At 63.1% G+C, this 20,999-nt stretch carries 16 protein-coding genes; 4 read left to right on the top strand and 12 right to left on the bottom strand.

Going from position 1 to position 20,999, the window contains the following annotated elements; all coding sequences use genetic code 11:
- Window positions 1–3 precede the first annotated feature (3 nt).
- The 12 genes from LNV07_RS14475 to LNV07_RS14420 form a co-directional block, all read right to left on the bottom strand.
- On the bottom strand, window positions 4–1,521 hold the full coding sequence (locus LNV07_RS14475) for an ATP-binding protein (protein WP_263571870.1): 1,518 nt from the start codon (window positions 1,519–1,521) through the stop codon (window positions 4–6).
- 116 nt (window positions 1,522–1,637) lie between these two features.
- Entirely contained in the window at window positions 1,638–2,435 is a 798-nt protein-coding gene (locus LNV07_RS14470) for a DUF2189 domain-containing protein (protein WP_318013729.1), read from the bottom strand.
- A 55-nt stretch (window positions 2,436–2,490) separates the two neighbouring features.
- The gene (gene lspA / locus LNV07_RS14465) at window positions 2,491–2,991 is read right to left on the bottom strand and encodes a signal peptidase II (RefSeq protein WP_263571869.1); all 501 of its coding nucleotides are present in this window, start codon (window positions 2,989–2,991) and stop codon (window positions 2,491–2,493) included.
- A 3-nt stretch (window positions 2,992–2,994) separates the two neighbouring features.
- Window positions 2,995–5,832 carry an isoleucine--tRNA ligase gene (gene ileS, locus LNV07_RS14460; RefSeq protein WP_263571868.1) on the bottom strand — a complete coding sequence of 946 codons (2,838 nt, stop codon included), beginning with the start codon at window positions 5,830–5,832 and terminating at the stop codon, window positions 2,995–2,997.
- Window positions 5,833–5,970: 138 nt separating this feature from the next.
- Window positions 5,971–6,993: a bifunctional riboflavin kinase/FAD synthetase gene (locus tag LNV07_RS14455; protein WP_263571867.1), complete on the bottom strand. Its 1,023-nt coding sequence runs from the start codon at window positions 6,991–6,993 to the stop codon at window positions 5,971–5,973.
- A gap of 100 nt (window positions 6,994–7,093) precedes the next feature.
- A complete protein-coding gene (locus LNV07_RS14450) occupies window positions 7,094–8,938 on the bottom strand; it encodes a response regulator (RefSeq protein WP_263571866.1) in 1,845 nt (614 codons plus the stop codon).
- A gap of 256 nt (window positions 8,939–9,194) precedes the next feature.
- Window positions 9,195–9,953, bottom strand: a complete 759-nt coding sequence (locus tag LNV07_RS14445; protein WP_263572073.1) for a pseudouridine synthase — start codon at window positions 9,951–9,953, stop codon at window positions 9,195–9,197.
- 38 nt (window positions 9,954–9,991) lie between these two features.
- Window positions 9,992–12,712, bottom strand: coding sequence for a carboxypeptidase-like regulatory domain-containing protein (locus LNV07_RS14440; RefSeq protein ID WP_263571865.1), 2,721 nt, complete (start codon window positions 12,710–12,712; stop codon window positions 9,992–9,994).
- A gap of 50 nt (window positions 12,713–12,762) precedes the next feature.
- Window positions 12,763–13,605, bottom strand: a complete 843-nt coding sequence (locus LNV07_RS14435) for a fimbrial biogenesis chaperone (protein WP_263571864.1) — start codon at window positions 13,603–13,605, stop codon at window positions 12,763–12,765.
- Window positions 13,606–13,614: 9 nt separating this feature from the next.
- The gene (locus tag LNV07_RS14430; protein ID WP_263571863.1) at window positions 13,615–14,046 is read right to left on the bottom strand and encodes a DUF4402 domain-containing protein; all 432 of its coding nucleotides are present in this window, start codon (window positions 14,044–14,046) and stop codon (window positions 13,615–13,617) included.
- Window positions 14,047–14,112: 66 nt separating this feature from the next.
- Window positions 14,113–14,637 (bottom strand): hypothetical protein, encoded by a 525-nt coding sequence (locus LNV07_RS14425; RefSeq protein WP_263571862.1) that lies wholly within the window; start codon window positions 14,635–14,637, stop codon window positions 14,113–14,115.
- A gap of 49 nt (window positions 14,638–14,686) precedes the next feature.
- On the bottom strand, window positions 14,687–15,220 hold the full coding sequence (locus LNV07_RS14420) for a DUF4402 domain-containing protein (RefSeq protein WP_263571861.1): 534 nt from the start codon (window positions 15,218–15,220) through the stop codon (window positions 14,687–14,689).
- Window positions 15,221–15,632: 412 nt separating this feature from the next.
- Here LNV07_RS14420 and LNV07_RS14415 point away from each other — a divergent pair, with 412 nt between their 5' ends.
- From LNV07_RS14415 to gsiB, 4 genes are read left to right on the top strand one after another with little or no spacing between them, the layout of a single operon-like run.
- A complete protein-coding gene (locus tag LNV07_RS14415) occupies window positions 15,633–16,568 on the top strand; it encodes a MurR/RpiR family transcriptional regulator (RefSeq protein ID WP_263571860.1) in 936 nt (311 codons plus the stop codon).
- A gap of 23 nt (window positions 16,569–16,591) precedes the next feature.
- The gene (locus LNV07_RS14410; RefSeq protein WP_263571859.1) at window positions 16,592–17,569 is read left to right on the top strand and encodes an isoaspartyl peptidase/L-asparaginase family protein; all 978 of its coding nucleotides are present in this window, start codon (window positions 16,592–16,594) and stop codon (window positions 17,567–17,569) included.
- Complete coding sequence (locus LNV07_RS14405) at window positions 17,566–19,410, top strand: ABC transporter ATP-binding protein (protein WP_263571858.1); 1,845 nt, start codon at window positions 17,566–17,568, stop codon at window positions 19,408–19,410. The genes LNV07_RS14410 and LNV07_RS14405 overlap by 4 nt, the downstream gene beginning before the upstream one ends.
- A 43-nt stretch (window positions 19,411–19,453) precedes the next feature.
- Window positions 19,454–20,998, top strand: coding sequence for a glutathione ABC transporter substrate-binding protein GsiB (gsiB, locus tag LNV07_RS14400; protein ID WP_263571857.1), 1,545 nt, complete (start codon window positions 19,454–19,456; stop codon window positions 20,996–20,998).
- Window position 20,999 lies beyond the last annotated feature (1 nt).

Below are 20,999 nucleotides of genomic sequence, written 5' to 3'. Positions count from 1 at the left end.
GGACTAGCTACCTGCGGCCACGGCTGGCAGGGGTTCCAGCAGCAAGGCGACTTCAAAGCTGAAGCAGGAGCCGGTGCCCGGTTGACTTTCGACCATGATGCGTCCGCCCATCAGGCTGACGAGGCGCTGAACGATGGTCAAGCCCAGGCCGGTGCCGCCATAGCGGCGTGTGATGCTGCCGTCGGCTTGCGTGAAGGGATCGAAGATCTGGGCGATCTGATCCTTGGTCATGCCGATGCCGGTGTCATGCACGCTGAAGCGTAGTCGCAGACCGGTTTCTGTTTCGGGGCCGGCGCTGGCTTCGGACGCTTCCTCGACCATCTGCACTTCAAGCCTCACCTCGCCTTTTTCGGTGAATTTCAATGCGTTGCCGACCAGATTCACGAGAACCTGGCGCAGTCTGAGCGCGTCGCCCAAGGCGCGCTGTGGCACGCCGGGTTGCACCCGGGCATGTAGCTGTATGCCTTTCTCATGCGCTTGTAGCAGCAGGGGATGCAGCGCCTCGCGCAGGCAGTCGTGAAGCGAGAACGGTGCGCGCTCGATCACGACGCGGCCGGCTTCGATCTTGGCCACATCGAGCAAGTCATTGATGATGACCATCAGGCCCTTGGCCGAGTTGTGAGCCAGTTCGATGAATTTGCGTTGCTTGTCGGTCAGCTCGGTCAAGAGCACCAATTCGGTCAGGCCCAGTACGCCATTCATGGGGGTGCGGATTTCGTGGCTCATATTGGCCAAGAAACTGCTCTTGGCCTGACTGGCAGCCTCGGCGGCCTCGCGGGCGGTCTCCAGCGCCGCTTGGCTGGCCTTCAGATCGGCAATGTCGCGGGCATTCAATAGGAGCACGGGCTCGCCGGTGGCGGGGTCGCGCATCGGGCTGGCGTTGATGCCATGCCAGCACAGGCCGGCGCTGGTACGCAGCTCGAAGTCTGCCTTGACGCTCTGACCTGCGCGCACCTGCGCATAGACATGGGCGGCATCGTCGGCATGGGCAAAGACGGCATCAAGCTCGCCCTGCTGGGCGGAGTTGTCGGGTGCCACGGTTTTGGCCCGCGAGAACGCCAGCGCCGCGGCTGGGTTGCGCATCAAGCAACTGCCGTCCTTGAGGCTGAACACCGCGATGCGCACGGACGTATGTTGCAGCGCCTCGATGCCGCGCAAGGCGCTCAGGTCGACGCCGCTGGCGAGCGAGTCGGCCGCAAAGAGCATCACTTGGCGCCGGTCCGGTGTGAGGATTCCGCGCGACACCAGCATCACCGTGGTGGGCCTGCCTTTCGGGTAGAGCGTCCATTGTTCGCGCACGATCTTGCCCTGGCCATGGTCGGCCGCGGTGACGGCCAGGCGCTCACGCACGGCTTCGCTGGTGTCAGAAAAATCGCTGGAAAGAAATTTCTCTGCGCTGCCTGCCTGCCAAAAGCGCAGGGCTGCGGCATTGGCCCATAGATTGCGCTGCCTCTCGGCATCGAATACCCACATGGGGACGTCAAGCCAGTCGTAATGCGTCAAGCAAGAGAAGTCGAGCATGGGAATGGGGTTGGGACCGTGACGAGGTTGAATTCAGCCCCGCATTGTGTCTCGACCAGCCCGGCCTTGGTTCCGGCCGGGCGAGTTTTATTGTGAAATCAAGCTGTCGCCAAGGCTCAGCCGACCACGGCTGCGCGGTAGGCATGCCAACTGGCGTGCCCCAGCAACGGCCCGGCGATCAGAAGGCCGATAAACCAGGGCAGCAAGGCCAGCACCACGATGCCGGTGATCAAGAAGCCCCAGAACAGCATCACGCCCGGCTGCGCCAGTACCAAGCGCAAGCTGGTCAGGCCAGCGGTGACCGCGTCGGCCTCACGGGCCAGCAGCATCGGCATCGAAATTACGCTGACCGAGTAGATCAGGCCGGCGAAGAAGCCACCAACGGCAAGATAGGCCGTGATGAAGCCGAGGTTTTCGGGGTCGAGCAGCTTGGTGATCGATCCGGCAAAGTCGGGCATGCCGTCAAAGCTAACGGCGAACACGATCAGCGCGGCGCGGCCCCAGATCATTTCCAAAATCAAGAGCACGCCGCCAAAAATGGCAATCTGCGATAGCCGTCGCCGCCAGGCGGTCAGGGAGTCGAGCAGGGTTGGCTTCTCGCCGCGCTCCAGCCTCATGCTGACCTGGTACAGGCCCAGGCACATGAACGGCCCGACCAACAAGAATCCTGCCGACAGGGCCAAGGTGTAGATGGGCGCATGCCGAAAAACACCCAGAATCGCCCAGCCCATCAGCATGAAGCACAGGCCGTAGAACAGGCCAATCGCTGGCGCGCGGCGGAAGTCGCGCAAGCCGGCGGCCAACCAGCACAGTGGATCGCGCAGGCTCAGGGTCCGCAGCGGGATGTTGAAGGAATTGTCGAGCGGCGCTTGCTCTTCGGGCTTGTTCTGAATCATCCGGGCAGCGTAGTGCACGCCAGCTCCATCGCGCCACCGGACTTTCCAGCAGAACGCCCGACTAAATTGCTTGTTAGCCTCGTCGCACGCGGCGGATTTCGTCCCAGATCAGCAGCACGGCGCCGACCGAGATTGCGCTGTCGGCAATATTGAAGGACGGGAAATACCAGCCGCTTGAATGGACCTGGATGAAGTCGATCACATAGCCGTGCAGCAGGCGGTCGATCACATTGCCGATGGCGCCGCCCAGGATCAGGCTCAAGGCCAACGCGAACAAGGTTTGTTGACCATGGCGGCGCAGCATCACGGTGATGAAGACCGTCGCCACCGCACCCAGGCCGACAAAGAACCAGCGCTGCCAGCCCGCCGCCCCGGCCAGGAAGCTGAAGGCCGCGCCGGTGTTGTGGACGCGCACGACATTGAAGAAACCGGTCACGGAACGGCTGTCCCCTAACTGGAAATTCCCCAGGATCAAGACCTTGGTGAATTGGTCCAGCAGAATCACGATCAGGGCCAGGCCGAGCCAAAGCCCCAATTTATTACCGCCGCCGCTTGCTTTTGCTTTGGTCGCCATGGTTCAGGCCACCAAGCGGGTTTCGCCGCCGCCGTGCAGATTGCTGTCGCAACGACCGCAAATCGTCGGGTGCTCTGGGTTGGCGCCAACATCCGCGCGGTAATGCCAGCAGCGCTCGCATTTCAGTTGCGTCGATGGACTGACCGTGACGGTCAATTCGCTTGCCTCCACCAAGGTGGCCGCCGAAGTAATGAAGACAAACTTCAGATCGTCGCCCAAGGTTTGCAGCAGGGCCAGGTCGGCGGCGGGCGCACCGAGCACGACATCGGCCTGCAAGGAGGAACCCACATCGCCGACCTTGCGGACCTCTTCGATGCTGCGGTTGACCGCCTCTCTGATTTCTCGGATGCGGCTCCACTTGGCCAGCAAGTCGGTGTCGGCGGTTTCAAACTTCCAGAAGGTTTCGGTGAAGATGCTCTTGCCTGCGTGACCGCCTTCAAAGACTTCCCAAGCCTCTTCGGCCGTGAAGCTCAGGAACGGCGCCATCCAGCGCAGCATCGCGTGGCTCAAGTGCCACAGTACGGTCTGCGCCGAGCGGCGCGCTAGGCTGCCGGGGGCGGTCGTGTAGAGCCTGTCCTTCAGCACATCGAGGTAGAAGCCGCCGAGGTCTTCCGAGCAATAGACCTGCAGCTTGGCCACCACCGGGTGGAATTCATAACGCTGGAAATGCGCCAGGATCTCGCCCTGCAGCTCGGCTGCGCGGGCCATCGCGTAACGGTCTACTTCCAGCAACTGATCCAGCGGCACGGCGTCCTTGGCGGCGTCGAAGTCGCTGGTGTTGGCGAGCAAGAAGCGCAGCGTGTTGCGGATGCGGCGGTAGGCATCGACGACGCGGGCGAGGATCTTCTCGTCCAGTCCTAAGTCGCCCGAATAATCGGTCGACGCGCACCACAGGCGGATGATCTCGGCGCCCATCTTGTCGCTGACGGTCTGAGGCGCCACCACATTGCCGACCGACTTGCTCATCTTGCGGCCCTGGCCGTCGACGACGAAGCCATGGGTCAGCAAGCCCTTGTAGGGCGCACGGCCGTAGAGCGCGCAGGCGATCAGCAGCGAGGAATGGAACCAGCCGCGATGCTGGTCATGGCCTTCCAGATAGAGGTCGGCCTCGGGGCCCTCGGCGTGCGCCGCGCCGAGATGGCTGCCCTTCAAGACATGCTGGAAGGTCGAGCCCGAGTCGAACCAGACGTCCAGGATGTCGCTGCCCTTGCTGTACTGCTCGGCCTCGGCGCCCAGCCACTCGGCCGGGTCCAGCTTGGCCCAGGCCTCGACACCGCCGGCCTCGACGATGACGGCCGCGCGTTCGATGAACTCCAGCGTGTTCGGGTGCGCCAGGCCGCTGTCTTTGTGCAAAAAGATCGGCAGCGGCACGCCCCAGCTGCGCTGGCGCGAGATGCACCAGTCGGGCCGGCCGGCGATCATGTCGCGCAGGCGAGCACGGCCGTTCTCGGGGTAGAAGCTGGTCGCGTCGATCGCTTCCAAAGCGGTCAGACGCAGCGATTTCTCGGGCGCCTCGGTCGCGAACAAACCAGCGCCTTCGTCCATGCGCACAAACCACTGCGCCGCAGCGCGGTAGATCACCGGGGTCTTGTGGCGCCAGCAATGCGGGTAGCTGTGGGTGATCTTGACGTGCGAGAGCAGGCGGCCGGCGTTTTCCAAGGCTTGCGCGATGATGGGGTTGGCCTTCCAGATATGCAGGCCGCCGAACAGCGGCAACTCGGCCTCGTAAGCGCCATTGCCCTGCACCGGGTTGATGATGTCCTTGAAGGCCATGCCGTGCGCCACGCAGGACTGGAAGTCATCCAGGCCATAAGCGGGCGCCGAGTGGACAACGCCGGTGCCGTCATCGGCGGTGGCGTAATCGGCCAAATAGACGGGGCTGCAGCGGTCGTAACCGGCATCCACATGGGCCAAGGGATGCTTGAAGTTCAGCCCGGCCAGGTTTTTGCCGACGGTGGTGGCCAGCACGCTGCCTTCGAGTTGCCAGCGAGCCAGGCATTTTTCCACCAGCGCCTCGGCGATCATGTAGATGCCGCGCGGCGTGTCGACCAGCGCGTAGCTCAGTTCCGGGTTCAGATTCAAAGCCTGATTGGCCGGGATGGTCCAGGGCGTCGTCGTCCAGATGACGGTGAAGGCCTCTTTGTCCAGCTTGCTCAGGCCGAAGGCGGCCGCCAACTTGGCCGGCTCGGCGCTCAAAAAGGCCACATCGACCGCAGGGCTCTGCTTGTCCTGGTACTCGATCTCGAATTCGGCCAGCGAAGAGCCGCAGTCAAAACACCAGTAGACCGGCTTCAGGCCCCGGTAGACAAAGCCGCGTTCGAACAGGCGCTTGAGCACGCGGATCTCGCCGGCCTCGTTTTTGAAATCCATCGTGCGGTAGGGCTTGGCCCAGTCGCCCAGCACGCCCAGGCGCTTGAAATCCTGGCGCTGTGCATCGATCTGCTCGCCGGCGTAGGCGCGGCTCTTGGCCTGCACCTCATCGCGCTGCAGGCCGCGGCCAAAGGTCTTTTCGATCTGGTTTTCGATCGGCAGGCCGTGGCAGTCCCAGCCGGGGATGTAGGCGGCGTCAAAGCCTTCCAGCTGGCGCGCCTTGACGATCATGTCTTTCAAGATCTTGTTGGCGGCATGGCCGATGTGGATCTGGCCATTCGCGTAGGGCGGGCCATCATGCAAGACGAACTTGGGCGCGCCAGCGCGGGCTTCGCGCAGGCGCTGGTAAGTGCCTTGCTCTTCCCAGGCCTTGACCCAGCCCGGCTCGCGCTTGGGCAGGTCGCCACGCATTGGGAAGGGCGTGTCCGGCAGATTCAGCGTGGCGCGGTAGTCTTTTTTGTCTGTCGTCATGATGGCGGAACTCGAACGTTTGGGCTGCTGCGTTCACGCGTTTAGCGCGAGTCGGCAAATTGAAGGAGAGGGCGCTGATTCAGCGGCCGGAGCGAATCCAGAGGCGAGCGGCAGGTGATTCAAGCCGCAGCATTCGCGTCAAATTCGGTCGCGCGTGGTCTGGCGCAACATCGCTGCATGGGTGGCCAAAAAGGCGCGGGCGTCCGACACATCCTGCCGGATGGCGGCCGTCAAGGCGGGCAGCCCGTCGTAGCGGGCTTCGTCGCGAAGTTTATGCAGTAGTTCCACACGCACGAGTTTACCGTAGGCCCCGTCCACGCCGATTTGCGCGGGCCAGTCCAGGCAATGCACCTCGAGCAAGACGCGACCGGCATCCTCAATGGTCGGCCGCACCCCGAGCGAGGCGACGCCGTCCACGGCCCGCTCCGCCAAGCCATGCACGCGCACGGCGAAGATACCTTTGGCGGCCGGCTTGTCATGGGTAAAGCGCAGGTTCAAGGTACGAAAACCATCGGCCGCGCCGCTGGCCGATTCGCCCAGGCTGCGGCCGAGCTTTTTGCCATGCACCACATGGCCGGAGATCGAGTAGGGCCGGCCCAAAAGTCGGGCCGCAGCCCCCATATCGCCACTACTCAAGGCCTCGCGCACGGCCGAACTGCTGACCCGCAGGCCATGCACCTCGTAGCTCATCATTCGTGCGACATCAAAACCCTGAGCGCGGCCGGCGGCGTCCAGCGTCGCGTAGTCGCCCTGGCGCTTGGCGCCGAAGCGGAAGTCGTCCCCGACCAGGATGTACTTGACGCCCAGGCCTTGCAGCAACACTTGCTGAATGAAATTCTGCGGGCTGAGGCTGGCTAGGCGAGCATCAAAGCGCAGCACCACCACTTGCTCGATGCCGCAGCGCTCCAACTCGCTGAGCTTGTCGCGCAGCGAGGCAATGCGGGTCGGCGCCAAATCGGGCTGGCCCAGTTTGGCGGCAAAGAAGTCGCGCGGATGCGGCTCGAAGCTCATCACGCAAGACGGCAGGCCGCGGTGCTGCGCCTCCGACTTCAGCAGCGCCAGCATGGCCTGATGGCCTCGATGGACACCGTCGAAATTGCCTATGGTCAGCGCGCAAGCGGGCGCTATGCCGGGGTGTTGGAAGCCGCGATATACGTGCATTGGATTTGTGTGGTGGACCGATCGAGCGAAGCGAGTAGCTCGGCCGCCAACTTGTTGAGCGGGTTCGGCGATTATCCGATGGACCTGCGCTGAACCTGCTTCAGGCCAACTCCGCCACCTGAATATGCCGCTGCACCACCGCGACCAGATCGTCCATTTCGAACGGTTTGACCAGGTAATCGTCCATGCCCGACTGGATGCAGCGCTCGCGGTCGCCGTTCACCGCGCTGGCCGTCAATGCGACGATGGGCACATGACCCAGGAAGCGGCTGCGCTCTTGGATACGCCAGCGGCGGGTCGCCTCGAAGCCGTCCATTTTGGGCATTTGGCAGTCCATCAGCACGAGGTCATAGGCCGCGGTCTCGAGTCGCTCCAGCGCTTGCAGGCCGTCTTCGGCATGCTCGACTTGCAGGCCGCAACTCTCCAGCATGGCGGTGGCAACCAGCACGTTGACCACGCTGTCATCGACCAGCAGCACCCGGCCGGACAGCTTGGGCGCCGGTTGCACGACACCCCGAGCGCTGCTCAGCGGCGGGACTTCGCTGACACAGGCCAGCAGCGGCAGCGTGAATTCGAATAGCGAGCCCTGGCCGGAGACCGAACTGCAGCGCAGGTCACCGCCCATCGCGCGCGCCAACTCGCGTGAAATCGTCAGGCCCAGGCCGGTGCCGTCTTGGCGACGCGGCTTGCCGGGGTGGCCAAGCGCTGACTCGGCCTGTTCGAACGGCGCAAAGACTCGCTCCATCTGGTCGCCGGCAATGCCCTCGCCGGTGTCGCGCACGGCAAAGCGCAGCAGCGTGCCGGCGCGCATGTCCAGCGTGGTGCCGACCTCGATCAAGACCTGACCCCGTTCGGTGAACTTGATTGCGTTGCCGATCAGGTTGTGCAGCACCTGCTTGATGCGCGAGGCGTCCCCCAGCGCGTAGTTGGGCAGGGCGGGGCTCAGTTTCAACTCGAAGCCCAGGCCCTTGTCGCGCGCTGTTTCTCCGAGCAAACGGCAGACATCATCGACCGTTTCACGCACATTGACCGGGCCGGCATCGACGGCGAGCTTGCCTGATTCGATCCGCGCCAGGTCCAGAATGTCATTCACCAAGGCCAATAAATGATGGCCGGAGCGCCGCATGATGTCGACCTGTTCGCGCTGCTGCGTGTCCAGCGTCGAGCGTTCGAGCAACTGCGTCATGCCCAGAATGCCGTTCAGCGGCGTACGGATTTCGTGGCTCATATTCGCCACGAAACGGCTCTTGCTGGTGCTGGACTGCTCGGCCGACTGCAGCGCTTGCTGGCGCTGCTGGGCCACCCCATCGGTGACCAAACGCATGCGTAGCAACTCGGTGCTGCGCTTGTCGGCGCGGCGCGATTCATTCAGGCCAATCGCCATAAAGACCATCAGACCCAGGGCTGTGAAGGCGCCGATCTGACTGCCCAGGCTCAGGTGGTAGGCAATCAGCGGCGCCAAGGCCAGGCCGCTGAACAAGAGGTTGGCGCGCCAACGACCACCCAGATTGAGTAGCCCAATGCCGGTCAAAGCCACCAGGGCGGCCAGAATCACACCCTCGAGTTCAGGGGCGGCAGCGGCATGAAAAAACCAGCCGGCGGCGCCCCAACTGAGTGACTCCAGCGCCAAGGTCAACATGAAGCGGCGCCGCCATGGGGCCAAGTCGGCCGTCGTTGGTGTGCTTGAGCAGCCTTGCCAATAACGGCGAAACCGCACGACATCCGCGCAGCGCAGTGCGCCCAAGAGCAACCTGACGCCGAACCAGGTCAGCAGAATTGCATGCGGCAGATGCGGCCAGAACAGCAGCAGCGGCACCAAGCTGAACACCAGGCCCATCAGGGTGGGTGTGGTGATGCGTTCGCATAGCGAAGCGAAGCGCTCCGACTTCACCTGTTCGGTGATGTCGGGCCGCATGGCTTCGCAAGGCTTTGCATTGTTTGGCATCGTTGGTCCGGGCGCCGTCCGGTTCACCTGTCCCAAGGCAGATGCTGCTGTCATAAGTCTGGTTCCCTCGACAAATCGACTGCACTTGTTTGGCAGTTCTTTGACAGTGGGATTAATACCCCTGTCCTAAGGGCGAGGTTCTACAGATACTTTGTTACAAAATGATTCGGGTCTTCCCTGAATCGTTACTTGGGCGTCGCAAAAACGCCGCATTTCTAGGGCAAACACCCAGTCCATGCGCCGTGTCACGAACTTGTTATGTGGGTGTGATGAGGCTGGGGCTGCTGATCCAGATCCATTCACCCGGTTTCAAATCGGGTGGCAAGGTGAGGGCACCAAACTGAGGGCGGTGCAGGCTTTCAACCCGGTTGCCGACCGCCGCGACCATCCGTTTGACCTGGTGATACTTGCCTTCGATCAGGGTCAGCCGCAGGCCATGGGTGCCGAAGGCCTCGGCACCCTCGGCGCGCACTTGCTCGGGCTTGTAGGGCACCGTGCGCTCGGGCTTGCCGCCAGGAGATCCGGGAGGCTTGCTGGATTCGGGCTCACGCAGCTCCACGCCGGCCAGCAATTGCGCCACCATCTCGGGCGTCACCGGGTGCTTGCACTGCGCCTCGTAGACCTTGGGCACATGGTGCTTGGGGCTGGTCAGTTTGTGGATCAAGGCGCCGTCGTCGGTCAGCAGCAGCAGGCCGGTGGTGTCTTCGTCGAGCCGGCCGATCGGCTGCGCATCACGCTCACGCAGCGGCGCCGGCAGCAGATTCATCACGCTGGGGTGGTGCTTGGGTTTGCGCGAGCATTCATAGCCGCTGGGCTTGTTCAAGAGGATCAGCGCCTTGGCGTAATAGGGCCAGGTCTTGCCCGAGACCTCGAACTCCAGGCCTTCGGTCTCGAATTCTTCCCAGGGGTCGGCAATGACATGGCCGCCAACGCTGACCTCGCCATTGAACAACAGTCCGGAACACAGGCGGCGGCTGCCGAAGCCTTGGGAAAACAGGATTTGGGCGATATGCATCTTCATGCCGGCATTGTCCCTCACGGGCGCCTACCGTTTCAGCGCGGCAAGGTTCGCAATTCGAAGTCGGGTGCGGCGATGAAATCCCCGTCGGCCGGCACATCAATCCGGCGCGAAAGCTGGCCGTACAACTTCAGCTTGGCCGCCTGTTCGGGCGCGATGCGCAAGCTGTGGCGGCCCGGCATGACTTGGTGCAACAGGTAGTAGCCGTCGGAGGAGCTGATCGTGCTGGCGATCACCTGACCCTGCTCGTTGACCAACTCGATGCGTGCGTCGCCGATGCCGCGCCGCTGGCCTTTTTTGTCATGGCTGAGCAGGTAGACCGTACCGTCAATCTCCGAGGTGGCGACGATGGGGAACTCGATCATCTCCACGCTGCCGGGTCTTGGCAGCACGCGCAGCCCCGGCAGCGCGGGCCGCCATTGGGGATCTTCCAGCGTGTTGGCGTCGATCGCGATATCGGTGTATTGGCCGGCCGGCAGGCGTGTGATCAAGGCACTGCCTTGCTCGTCGGTCAGCAGCGGGTGCCGTCCGCCGCCGTTCAAAATGAAGCCGGCGTTGGGCACCACCGGTTCGTCCGCGTCCCGCCGGCCATTCAAGTTACGGTCGACAAAGGCCAGCGCCGAGACCGAGCCGGTGCCGGCCAAGGGTTGAGCCTCGAAGAACCAAGTCTTGCTGCGCGGGTTGTGGCCCATCGCCATGAAGAGCTGCAGGCCGACGGCGAACTCGCGCTGGCTGCTGCAACTGCCACTCAAGGCCATGCCAAAGCTGCCGAGGAATTTGCTCAGACCGGCCGTCAATTGGCTGACGTTCGATTGAATCGAATGCTGCAGGCCCGCGTTGACGCGGTAGCCGGCGCCCAAGTCGCGGTCTGCCGTCATCGCCAAGCTTTGCAGTTTGGCGGCGGGTTGGATGCTGAATGCCATGCTGGCGCTCAGGCCGATGCCGGCGATGCGCCGGCTCAATTGCAGGGTGCCGTCGGAGCTGAAGCTGCCGCTGCGCAGATTGGTTTGTTTGGCCCCCAGCCGTTGCCAATGCAGGCTGCTGGACACCGAGGTGCCGGCCAGCATCGTCGATGCACGGCCCGACAAGGCTTGATTGCTGGCGCCGGAGGCCAAGCTGTCGTGCACGGCCTCGATGACGATAGACAGCGCGGGCAAGGCAGGCATGCCCGCCGCTGCTGCGGGCTGAAACGTGCTGTAAAGGCGCAGCTTGTCGCGGTGGCTTAAAGGGTCGCTGCCGCGTGGGAGGATCTCGCTGCTGAAGTCGCCAAAGCGTTGCTGATGTTGTAAGTCAATTGAATGCTTGCCCAGCCGCGTCTTCAGGCCCAGTTCCGCCAGCGCGCCGCCGGCCTGCGCCTGAGTCAGCTGCGAGCTCAGCACATAGGCGTCGGCGTAGTAGCGCAGGCCCAACTGGGCGTAGCCGAGCGTGCCCTGTTCGGGCAGGCCGCTGCTGCGCACCAAGGCGGCATTCGCAGCAAAGGCGCGGCTCAGGCCCAGATCCAGTTGCGCCACGCTGCGCAGTTCGCCCGCGTCGGTGCGCTGTTGGGCCAGCGAATAGAACAGCTCGCCCGGTTTGACGTTGGATTGATCGAGCAGAAAGCTCTTGCGCTCTACCCGCAACTGGCCGAGCGGGCCATTGAAGACGAGGCGGAATTCGTTCGCACCAAAGGACAGCGGTAGGTCCTCAAACGCATAGCGACCGTCGCTGCGGCTTTGCTGATAACCGGCCAGCGCGTCGTTGTAGTAAAGCGTTACGTCCCAGCCCGGTGGCAGGTCGCCGCGCAGGCTGTGGCGGTCGAAGTTGCTCGGCAGTTCCAAAGAGCGGTTGCTCAAGAGCACGCCGTTGCCGCTGGCATTGCCGGCCACAACATTGCTGACGCCAGGCACGGCAACATTGCCGAACTCGGCGGTGCGAGCCTGCATGGGGCCGGCCAGACCTGCCTCCGGGTCGTGGCGACCCAGCGTCAAGCGCAGCGCGGGGCTGTTCGAGCGACGTGCTTGGGAGACAAACGCCGCCGCCTCCAGACCCAGCAGATCGCCGGTCAGGTAGGCGGTGTAGACGGCCTGCAACTGGCGCCCTTGAGCGTCGGCATGGGCCTGGCTGCCCAGGGTCTGTTCAATGAAAGGCAGGGCAAAGGCCTTGATGGGCGCATGCGTACGGGTGAAATTGCGTTCGGCGGCGCCCGCCGCGGCCTGGGTGTGGATGCTGCCGCCGAGGTGCTCGCGCGCCAGTCGTTCTTGCAAGGGCAGGCGTTCACGCGGTTGTATGCGCAATTGCAGGCTGGCCAGGTCGAGGCTCAAGTCGATCGGCAGCCACTGCGCGAGCAATTGCTGGGCGACATAGAGGTCGCCGTCGATGAGCCGAACCGAGTGGGCGGGAAAGCGCTGTTCCTGACCCTCAAAATAGACCCGGCCACTGGCCTGCGAGAGCGCGAACTGCCGCTGCTCGCGCACGATAAAGCCGCTGGCGCTGCCTTGTTCGGTGTTGACCGTGACCGCCAGGGTCAACAGCCGGGCCAATTCACCGAGCGGCAGCAGCAGCTGTTTGCCGTCCTGGTAGGCACTCAGGCTGTCGGACAATTGATGCCCGTCCAGCAACACCTCCAGTACCAGCGCATTGGCTTCGATGTCGAGCGGGCTGAGGCTTGCGATTGGGTCGGGCTTTGTCGAGTCTGCGGTCTGCGCATGGCAGAAGGGCGCATGCAGCGGGCCCAGCAGCAGGGCGAGGCACAGCCAAGCTGCGTTGCGGGCGAGCACGGCGGCGCTGCTGCTGTCGGGGCTGGCTTGACGTCTGTCTAGACGGCTGTTTATGGCAGAGCCAGCTTCGCTTCGGCCAAGGTCTTGCCGCCGAACTCAGGGCGGTCACGGAAGACCACTTGGAGCGAGCCTTGCTCAAGCTTGGCGCCCTCGGGCAGATTCAAAGGCATGCGGGCCAAGCGCCGCGAATTGGGCGTGTAGACCGCCACGCCGCCGGCCTTGGCCACTTCGATCGGGGCCTTGCCCTTGGCGGCATAGAAGACTTGAAAGTCACCGTACACCGAACGGTTGCCGCTGCGATTGAGTGCAAAGCCGAGCACCGGCTGGGCGCCCTCGGCGTGGCTCAGCAGATTCAAATCGGACAGGGCCACGTCGACTTGCACCTCTCCGTGGCGCACGATCACCGGGATCGACGCGCCGACCAGGGCGTTCAGCACCACGCCGACCTCCTTGCCGGCGTCGGTCGCAGCGTTTTCGACGCTGTTGCCGCTGTTGGTTTCCGCCACGCGTTCAAACTGCAGATGCGAGCGGTATTCGCCGCTGGCTAACTCGGCCGGCCGACGCAGTTGAATCCGCACGGTTTGCGAGCCGCCGGGCGGAATCGTCACCTGGCGCGGCGAAAAACGCAGCATCGCATCGGCAAACAGTTCACCCGGCGCCGGGCTGTCGATGGCAATGAACTCACCGTTCTCGCCCATGCGCCGGTTGACGAAGCTGATGCGGTAGGTTTCGGGCGTCTTGCCTTGATTGATCAACTCGACTTGCGCCGCGCGCTGGGTCTTCTCCATCACGATGCGGGTCGGGTAGAGCATCAGGTCGGCGCTTGCGGGGCCGGCCATTGCCAGCAGACTCAGCAGCAATAGTAGGTTTATGAGGGGGGTGAACTTGGGCATGGCTTGGGCTTACTGGTATTCAACCGAAATGTTGTAGTGGCCGGAGTAGCTGCCGGCGGCTTGGTTGGCGCCAACGCTGAGGCTGGCGCCGACGCGCAGCTCCTTCAACGTGGGGCTGAGGGTGCTCATGCTGCTGATGAAACCGTTGACGGGCATGCTGTGCCCGTCCTGGTTGCTCAGCAGCACCACATGGTCGGCGGGCAGGGTGATGGTGTAGCCGGCGCCTGCGCTGCCGGTGATGATGAACTGCGCAGCCGCGGCGTTAGCGCCCTGGCCCATCAGAATCACGCTGCCGCCCTTGCTCCAACTGCCGTTGCTGCCGATCTGCACATTGCCGCCGTTGCCGGCGAGAAAGCTGCCGAACGACAGACCGGCGGTGCGCACGATGTTTTGCGCCGAGGCCTCGGGTGCTGGCAGCGCCAAAAGAGCCGCGCACGCCATGGCAAGCGCGGCAATACTGGCGCGCCAAGGACGCTGATGACACTGACGTCGCGTAAACATAAGTTGTTAGTTGAAGGCAATCATGATGCTCAGCCGCTCAGTTGCGGAGCCCGCGCCACCTGCGCCAGTTTCGCCCGCTGCTCTGGAGCCGGCGGGGGCGATCGGAACGGCGCTGGCAGAGATCGCCACCGCCGTGTCACCCCGCAAGGTGCCGTCACTCGCCTGTGCGGTCAGGGTCGCGGCCGCCTCGCTGCTGGACGGGTTGCTTTGGCCGTTGGCCTGGCCGGTGCTCGCTGGGCTGGTACTCGCAAGAGAGGTCTGCACCGCCTGGCTCGGCGTGGCCGTCGCCGCAACCACAATTGGCGGTGAACTGGGTGCGATACGGATCAACACCGACCCTGATTCGGTGCTGCTGGCCGAGGCCAGCGGACGGATCATTTCAAGCACCCGACCGGCTTCGTTGACCGTCACGCTCGCTTCGGCCGTGGCGCCCGCGCCTGATGCCTGGGCGCGCATGAGCAGTGCGGCCAAGCCGGCAAATGCTGCCAATCCAGAAGCCAGCCAGCCGCGCCTGGCAATTCTTGTTTTCATTGTTTGGCTGGCGCTAGCTAACGGCGCGGCTACTTGGTCTCGCGGCAGCTCAGTTATAGGCGACGGTGACGGCAAACGTGCCCGTATAGGCGCCTGGGGCTTGAGCCGAGCCGAGGTTCAGGGTCGCGCCGACCTTGACGTTTTGAGTGCCGGAGGACAAGGTGCCGGTCGTGGCCGGGTTGCTGGTGAAGCCGGTGACCGGCATCGGGGCACCTGCGCCGGTCAGGGAGACCGTGCCGTCGCTTGGCAATGTGATCGCGTAGGTGAAGCTGCCTTCGCCGCTTACGGCGAAGACCGCCGCAGCCGGACTGCCCTTGTTGGACGCGGGCTGAGAAATCGTGCCCGAGTTGACCGACACAACATCGGCCGTGCTCAAGGACACCGAGCCGCCGGTGGCGCCGACCGCGTAATTGCCGAACACCAGATTAGAGGTCTTGGTGATGGCGATGGGTTGAATGATGGTGGCGCTGGCATCGGCCGAGGCGGTGGCGCTTTGCTGCGCAAAGGCGGATCCCAACGCGGCCAGGCTCAGGCCCGACAGGATCAGCAAAGTGCGGACGGTGCGATTGAAATAAACGTTCATGAAAGTCTCTCGATATAGGTTTTTTTTGATTGAGACCATGTTTCGCTTCTTTGTGTACTTCTTCTGCGGAAGATGGTCGGGTGTTCCGGCAGTTCAGAAATAAACAAAAGCTTCCTCGTTCCGGTGTTTGTAATTTACGTTCGATTTGTAAACCAGATCGATCAAATAAAGAGTCGATTTCAGTGCATTTGAAATTCAAGAAATGTCTTTTAAATCAGTTACTTAGAGTGCAAATTTTAAGTCGATGCGAAAGTGTGACGGAGTTGGCATTTGAGTAATCGAAAGCTAGGGTTTACTAGCGCTTTCGATTTGAAAATTACTCGCTGATAAGGGTTTTCATGGGTAATGCGTCGATGTCGTCGATGAAAGAATACTTTCTTGTTTCGCTGACTTTGTGAAAGCATATTTTCATTTGAAGCCATATTCTTTGCTCAGCCCTCAATTGGCCGCTTTGCCGGTCTTGCAGCAAATTGCTCAAGCCGCGCCCTTGATGCCGGCCACGCAACAGCGTATGGCGGCGGCGGTGCTGGCGCATCCGTTTCGAGCCGCCACCGCGTCGATCGATGATTTCGCGGATGAGGCTTCGGTGTCGATCGCTTCGGCCAATCGGTTTGCCGTGGCACTGGGCTTTCGAGGTTATGCGCAGTTCCGGGCCGAGTTGACCAGGGCGTTCGAGACCACCTTGGCGCCAGTTGAGCGTTTGCGCACGGGCTTGGCCCAGTCGGCCGCCGACAGTGCCGAGGCGATGGCCAGGTCCCTTGACGAAGACCAGCGCAATCTCGAACGCACCCGTCAGGCCTTGGACCCATTGGCCTGCGAGCGGGCGGTCGACATGATTTTGGCCGCCCGGCGTATCAATACCTTGGGCTTCGGGGCCAGTGCCTATCTCGCCGGCCTTTTGCATCATGAACTCGATGCCTACTGCGCCGATGTGGCGACCTTGGCCCAGATGGGTGGCCCTTCGCATGCGGCGCGGCAGATCTTCAAGCTCGGCTTGGATGATTTGTTGATCGTGGTGGCGATGCCCCGCTATAGCGAAGATTCGGTCTTGCTGACGACAATGGCGCGCGAGCGTGCTTGCAAGATTTTGGTGCTGAGCGACAGCCCAAGCTCGCCCGTGGTGGGTTTGGCGGACCAGGTGCTCTACATCCATGCGGCCAAGCAAATGTCGGCCACTTCGAATACGGCCGCGCTGGCTTGCATCGAGGCGCTGTGCGCGGCGGTGGCGCGGCGTACGCCGAACGCGGTTGAACGCGCGCAAGAGTTGGCGCGCTTCGTGATGCCTTGGCTGCACATCGACAAGAGCGGCGTGCGGGCCGGCAGCAAACCGGCCAAGACAAGTTCGTGAGAGTGAATTCAGAGATGAACCCGATGTCAAACAAAAAGCCCTCGCCGGTATTGGCCATCCACGGTGGCGCCGGAACCTTGCTGCGCAGCCAGATGAGTGGCGCAAAAGAGGCCGAGTACCTGGCCGCGCTGGAGCGCATCTTGCTGGCCGGTCAGGCCCAACTGGCCGCCGGTGTGGCGGCCCTGGATGTGGTGGTGGAGGCGGTGCGGCAACTGGAAGAGTGTGAGCTGTTCAATGCCGGGCGCGGCGCCGTCTACACCGCCGCCGGCACGCATGAGTTGGATGCCAGCGTGATGGACGGCAGCAATTTGCAGGCCGGCGCGGTAGCCGGCCTGAGCCGCACCCGCAACCCGGTGCTGGCGGCCCGCGCCGTGATGCAACACAGTGAGCACCTGATGTTTGTGGGGGCGGCGGCCGACGCGTTCGCGGCCAGCCATCAACTGGAACAGGTCGCGCCGGACTGGTTCGGCACCGACCTGCGGCTGGCGCAATTGCACGCGGCTCAGCGCGCTCAGCGCGGTGCCTTGCTTGACCATGATGGCGAAAGTTCAAGCTCGGGTCCGATCGATGACGCCCGCAAGCTCGGCACCGTCGGTGCGGTGGCACTCGATGCGGACGGGCATTTGGCCGCCGCCACCTCGACCGGCGGCATGACCAATAAGCAGCCCGGCCGGGTCGGCGATTCGCCCATCATCGGCGCCGGCTGCTACGCCAATGACGCCACGGTGGCGGTGTCTTGCACCGGCACCGGCGAGGCGTTCATGCGTGCCTGTGCTGCTCACGATGTGTCCGCGCAGATGGAGTATTTGGGCTTGTCGGTGCATGCCGCCGCCGAGCGCGTGGTCAAGACCAAGCTGCCGCGTCTGGGCGGCAGCGGCGGCTTGATCGCGGTGGCGGCGAACGGCGAAGTTGTCTTTAGTTTCAACTCCGAGGGCATGTACCGCGGCTATGCGCGCGTCGGCGAAGCGCCGTTGGTGGCCATCTATGGGGACATGGCATGAGGGCTGCGCCAGTATTGGACGTTAGTGATCTGACGGTGCGTTTCAAGACCGAGGCCGGCCCGGTCGATGTGGTGCGCAAGCTGAGCTTTCAGGTGGCGGCGGGCGAGACGCTGGCGATAGTCGGCGAGTCGGGTTCGGGCAAGTCGGTGTCCTCGCTGTCCATCATGCGGTTGATCGAGCATGGCGGCGGCCAGATCGTCGGCGGGACCATCAAGTTCCAGCCCCGCCAAGGTGAGGCGCTCGATCTGGCACAGGCCGACGAGGCCCGCATGCGCCGGATTCGTGGTGCCGATATTGCGATGATTTTTCAGGAGCCGATGACTTCCTTGAACCCGGTGTTTACCGTCGGCGAGCAAATTGCCGAGGCGATCCGGATTCATCAGGCCAAGAGCCGGCCGGCGGCGTTGGCCGAGGCCTTGGCGCTGCTGGAGATGGTGCGCATACCGGCCGCGCGGCAGGTGATCACCCGCTACCCGCACCAGCTTTCAGGCGGCATGCGCCAGCGCGTGATGATCGCGATGGCGCTGGCCTGCAAGCCCAGCCTTTTGATCGCCGATGAGCCGACCACCGCGCTTGACGTGACGATTCAGGCGCAGATCCTGCAACTGATCCGTTCCTTGCAAGAAGAGTTGAAGATGGCGGTGATCCTGATCACGCACGATATGGGCGTGGTGGCCGAGAGTGCCGACCGGGTGGCGGTGATGCTGCGCGGCGAGTTGGTCGAGCAGGGTGACACCTTGGCCTTGTTCCAGGCGCCGCAGCATCGCTACACCCAGGCCTTGCTGTCGGCGGTGCCCAAGCTGGGCGCGATGAAGGGCTCGGATGCCCCGGCCAGTTTTTCCCTGATGAACGCGAGCGATGGTGAAATGGCCGCGGTGCGCGTGCAGGACAAGCCGCCCGGCGAACTCTTGCTGAAGGTGCAGGGGCTGAGCACCCGTTTCGATATCCGCGCCGGCTTCTTGAACCGGGTTGCCAAGCGGGTGCATGCAGTCGAGCAGGTCAGCTTCGAACTTCGTGCCGGCGAGACGCTGGCGCTGGTGGGCGAATCGGGCTGCGGCAAATCGACCACCGGGCGCTCCTTGTTGAAGCTGGTCGAAGCCAATGAAGGCCAAATTCTGTTCCGGGGGCAAGACCTAGCACGCCTGTCCCGGCGCGAGATGCAGCCGCTGCGGCGCGACATCCAGATGATTTTTCAGGATCCCTATGCCTCGCTGGACCCGCGTTTGACGGTGGGTTTCTCGATCGCCGAGCCGCTCTACATCCACAAACTCGCCACGCCGGCCCAGGCCGAGGCTCGCGTGCAATGCTTGCTCAAGCGCGTCGGCCTGCCACCCGATGCGGCGCACCGTTATCCGCATGAGTTCTCGGGCGGGCAACGCCAGCGCTTGGCGATTGCGCGCGCGCTGGCGCTGAACCCCAAGCTGATCGTCGCGGACGAGGCGGTGTCCGCGCTGGACGTGTCGATCAGGGCGCAAATCGTCAATCTGATGCTTGATCTGCAGGCCGAACTGGGCCTGAGCTATCTGTTCATCTCGCACGATATGGCTGTGGTGGAGCGCGTGGCGCACCGGGTGGCGGTGATGTATCTGGGGCAGATTGTCGAGATCGGGCCGCGCCGGGCGGTGTTCGAGAATCCGCAGCATGCCTACACCAAACGCTTGATGGCGGCGGTTCCGGTGGCCGATCCGAGTCAGCGGCGCCCGCGCGCCGATTTGCTCAGCGGCGAGATACCCAGCCCCTTGCGCGACCTGCATGACCTGCCGACCGTGGCGCCCTTGGTGGCGGTCGGCTTGAATCATTTTGTGGCCCGTCATGAGGTCGGCCTTGGTCTCGCCGCTTGATAGTCGCGAATCGAATCAATTGATTTTTTTGGGAGATACCTCGATGAAAACCAAACTTTATGCCGCCCTGGCTTTGGCCGCGTCCCTTGCCCTTGGCCTTGCTGCGCCGGCACAAGCGCAAGAAAAAACCGCGGTATTGGCGGTTGAAAACTCCTTCGCCTCGCTCGACCCTTATGACACCAACGTCACGCTGGATCTGTCGGTCTGCAAGTCCTTCTACCAAGGGCTCTACACCTTCGACAAAGACCTGAAGGTGACGCCGCAACTGGCTGACAGTTACGAGACCGCCAAGGCCGGTTTGATCTACACCTTCAAGCTCAAGAAGGGCATCAAGTTCCATGACGGCAGCGACTTCAATGCGGCGGCCGTCAAGGCCGTGTTTGACCGCGTTACCAACCCCGAGAACAAGCTCAAGCGCTACAACCTGTTCTCGAATATCGACAGCAGCACGGTGATCGATGACTACACCGTCAAGATCACCTTGAAGCGGCCGTTCTCGGCCTTCATCAACCAATTGGCTCATCCGTCGGCGGTGATGATCTCCCCCACCGCGCTGGCCAAGTACGGCAAGCAGATCGGCATGAACCCGGTCGGCACCGGCCCGTTCAAGTTCGTCGAGTGGAAACAGCCCGACTACGTCAAGGTGGTCAGGAACGACAAATACTGGAAGGCCGGCTGGCCCAAGGTCGACGCCATCATCTGGCGGCCGGTGGGCGACAGCAATACCCGCACCGCGATGCTGCAGGCCGGTGAGGCGCATTTCACCGCGCCGCTGCCGGTCGAGCAGGCCGATGGCTTGCTGCAAAACCCCAAGCTCGATGTGATCAGCGGGCCCGGCATCTTTGCCCAGTATTTGTCGCTGAACACGCAGAAAAAACCTTTCAATGATGTGCGCGTGCGCCAGGCCATCAACTACGCCATCAACAAGGAGGCGCTGGCCAAGGTGCTCTACAAAGGTTACGCCACACCGGCCGACGGCCCGCTGCCGATCGGCGTCGAGTACGCCGTCAAGACCGGACGTTACGAGCACAACCCGGCCAAAGCGCGTGACTTGCTGAAAGCGGCCGGCTACCCGAACGGCTTTGAGACCGAGCTGTGGGCGGCCAACACCAGCGTGGCCCAAAAGGGCACGCAGTTCCTGCAGCAGCAATTGGCGCAGGTCGGCATCAAGGCCAAGATCACGCTGATGGAAACCGGCCAGCGCGTGCAGCAAATCGAGAACGTGCAAAAGCCCGAGGATGCGGCGGTGCGCATGTATTTCGCCGGCTGGTCGTCCAGCACCGGCGAGGCTGATTGGGGTCTGCGGCCGCTGTTCGCCACCGAGTCGCAGCCGCCCAAGCTGCAGAACTTTGCCTACTACAGCAACCCCGAGGTCGACGATCTGCTCTACGAGGCGCTCGGCACGGCCGACCGGGAGAAGAAGGCCCGCGCCTACGCCCGCGCGCAGGAAATCGTCCACAAGGATGCGCCCTGGGCGTTTTTGGTGACCCGCAAGGTGGCCTACGCCAAGGCCAAGAACTTGAAAGGCATTTACCAGATGCCCGACAACAGCTTTTATTTTGAAGATATCGAGTTCAGTGGCAAGTAAG

It is taken from the genome of Roseateles oligotrophus, from assembly GCF_025717515.1.
GTDB classification, from domain to species: Bacteria; Pseudomonadota; Gammaproteobacteria; order Burkholderiales; family Burkholderiaceae_C; genus Paucibacter_A; species Paucibacter_A oligotrophus.
The sequence above is the reverse complement of the archived record's forward strand: the minus strand, read 5'-3'. Positions and strand labels throughout refer to the sequence as shown.

Coding starts and splice junctions, on each gene's coding strand:
- LNV07_RS14475 (WP_263571870.1), bottom strand. CDS start 1,521: ATGCTCGACTTCTCTTGCTTGACGCATTACGACTGGCTTGACGTCCCC.
- lspA (WP_263571869.1), bottom strand. CDS start 2,991: ATGGCGACCAAAGCAAAAGCAAGCGGCGGCGGTAATAAATTGGGGCTT.
- ileS (WP_263571868.1), bottom strand. CDS start 5,832: ATGACGACAGACAAAAAAGACTACCGCGCCACGCTGAATCTGCCGGAC.
- LNV07_RS14455 (WP_263571867.1), bottom strand. CDS start 6,993: ATGCACGTATATCGCGGCTTCCAACACCCCGGCATAGCGCCCGCTTGC.
- LNV07_RS14450 (WP_263571866.1), bottom strand. CDS start 8,938: ATGCCAAACAATGCAAAGCCTTGCGAAGCCATGCGGCCCGACATCACC.
- LNV07_RS14445 (WP_263572073.1), bottom strand. CDS start 9,953: ATGCATATCGCCCAAATCCTGTTTTCCCAAGGCTTCGGCAGCCGCCGC.
- LNV07_RS14435 (WP_263571864.1), bottom strand. CDS start 13,605: ATGCCCAAGTTCACCCCCCTCATAAACCTACTATTGCTGCTGAGTCTG.
- LNV07_RS14430 (WP_263571863.1), bottom strand. CDS start 14,046: ATGGCGTGCGCGGCTCTTTTGGCGCTGCCAGCACCCGAGGCCTCGGCG.
- LNV07_RS14425 (WP_263571862.1), bottom strand. CDS start 14,637: ATGAAAACAAGAATTGCCAGGCGCGGCTGGCTGGCTTCTGGATTGGCA.
- LNV07_RS14420 (WP_263571861.1), bottom strand. CDS start 15,220: ATGAACGTTTATTTCAATCGCACCGTCCGCACTTTGCTGATCCTGTCG.
- LNV07_RS14410 (WP_263571859.1), top strand. CDS start 16,592: ATGTCAAACAAAAAGCCCTCGCCGGTATTGGCCATCCACGGTGGCGCC.
- LNV07_RS14405 (WP_263571858.1), top strand. CDS start 17,566: ATGAGGGCTGCGCCAGTATTGGACGTTAGTGATCTGACGGTGCGTTTC.
- gsiB (WP_263571857.1), top strand. CDS start 19,454: ATGAAAACCAAACTTTATGCCGCCCTGGCTTTGGCCGCGTCCCTTGCC.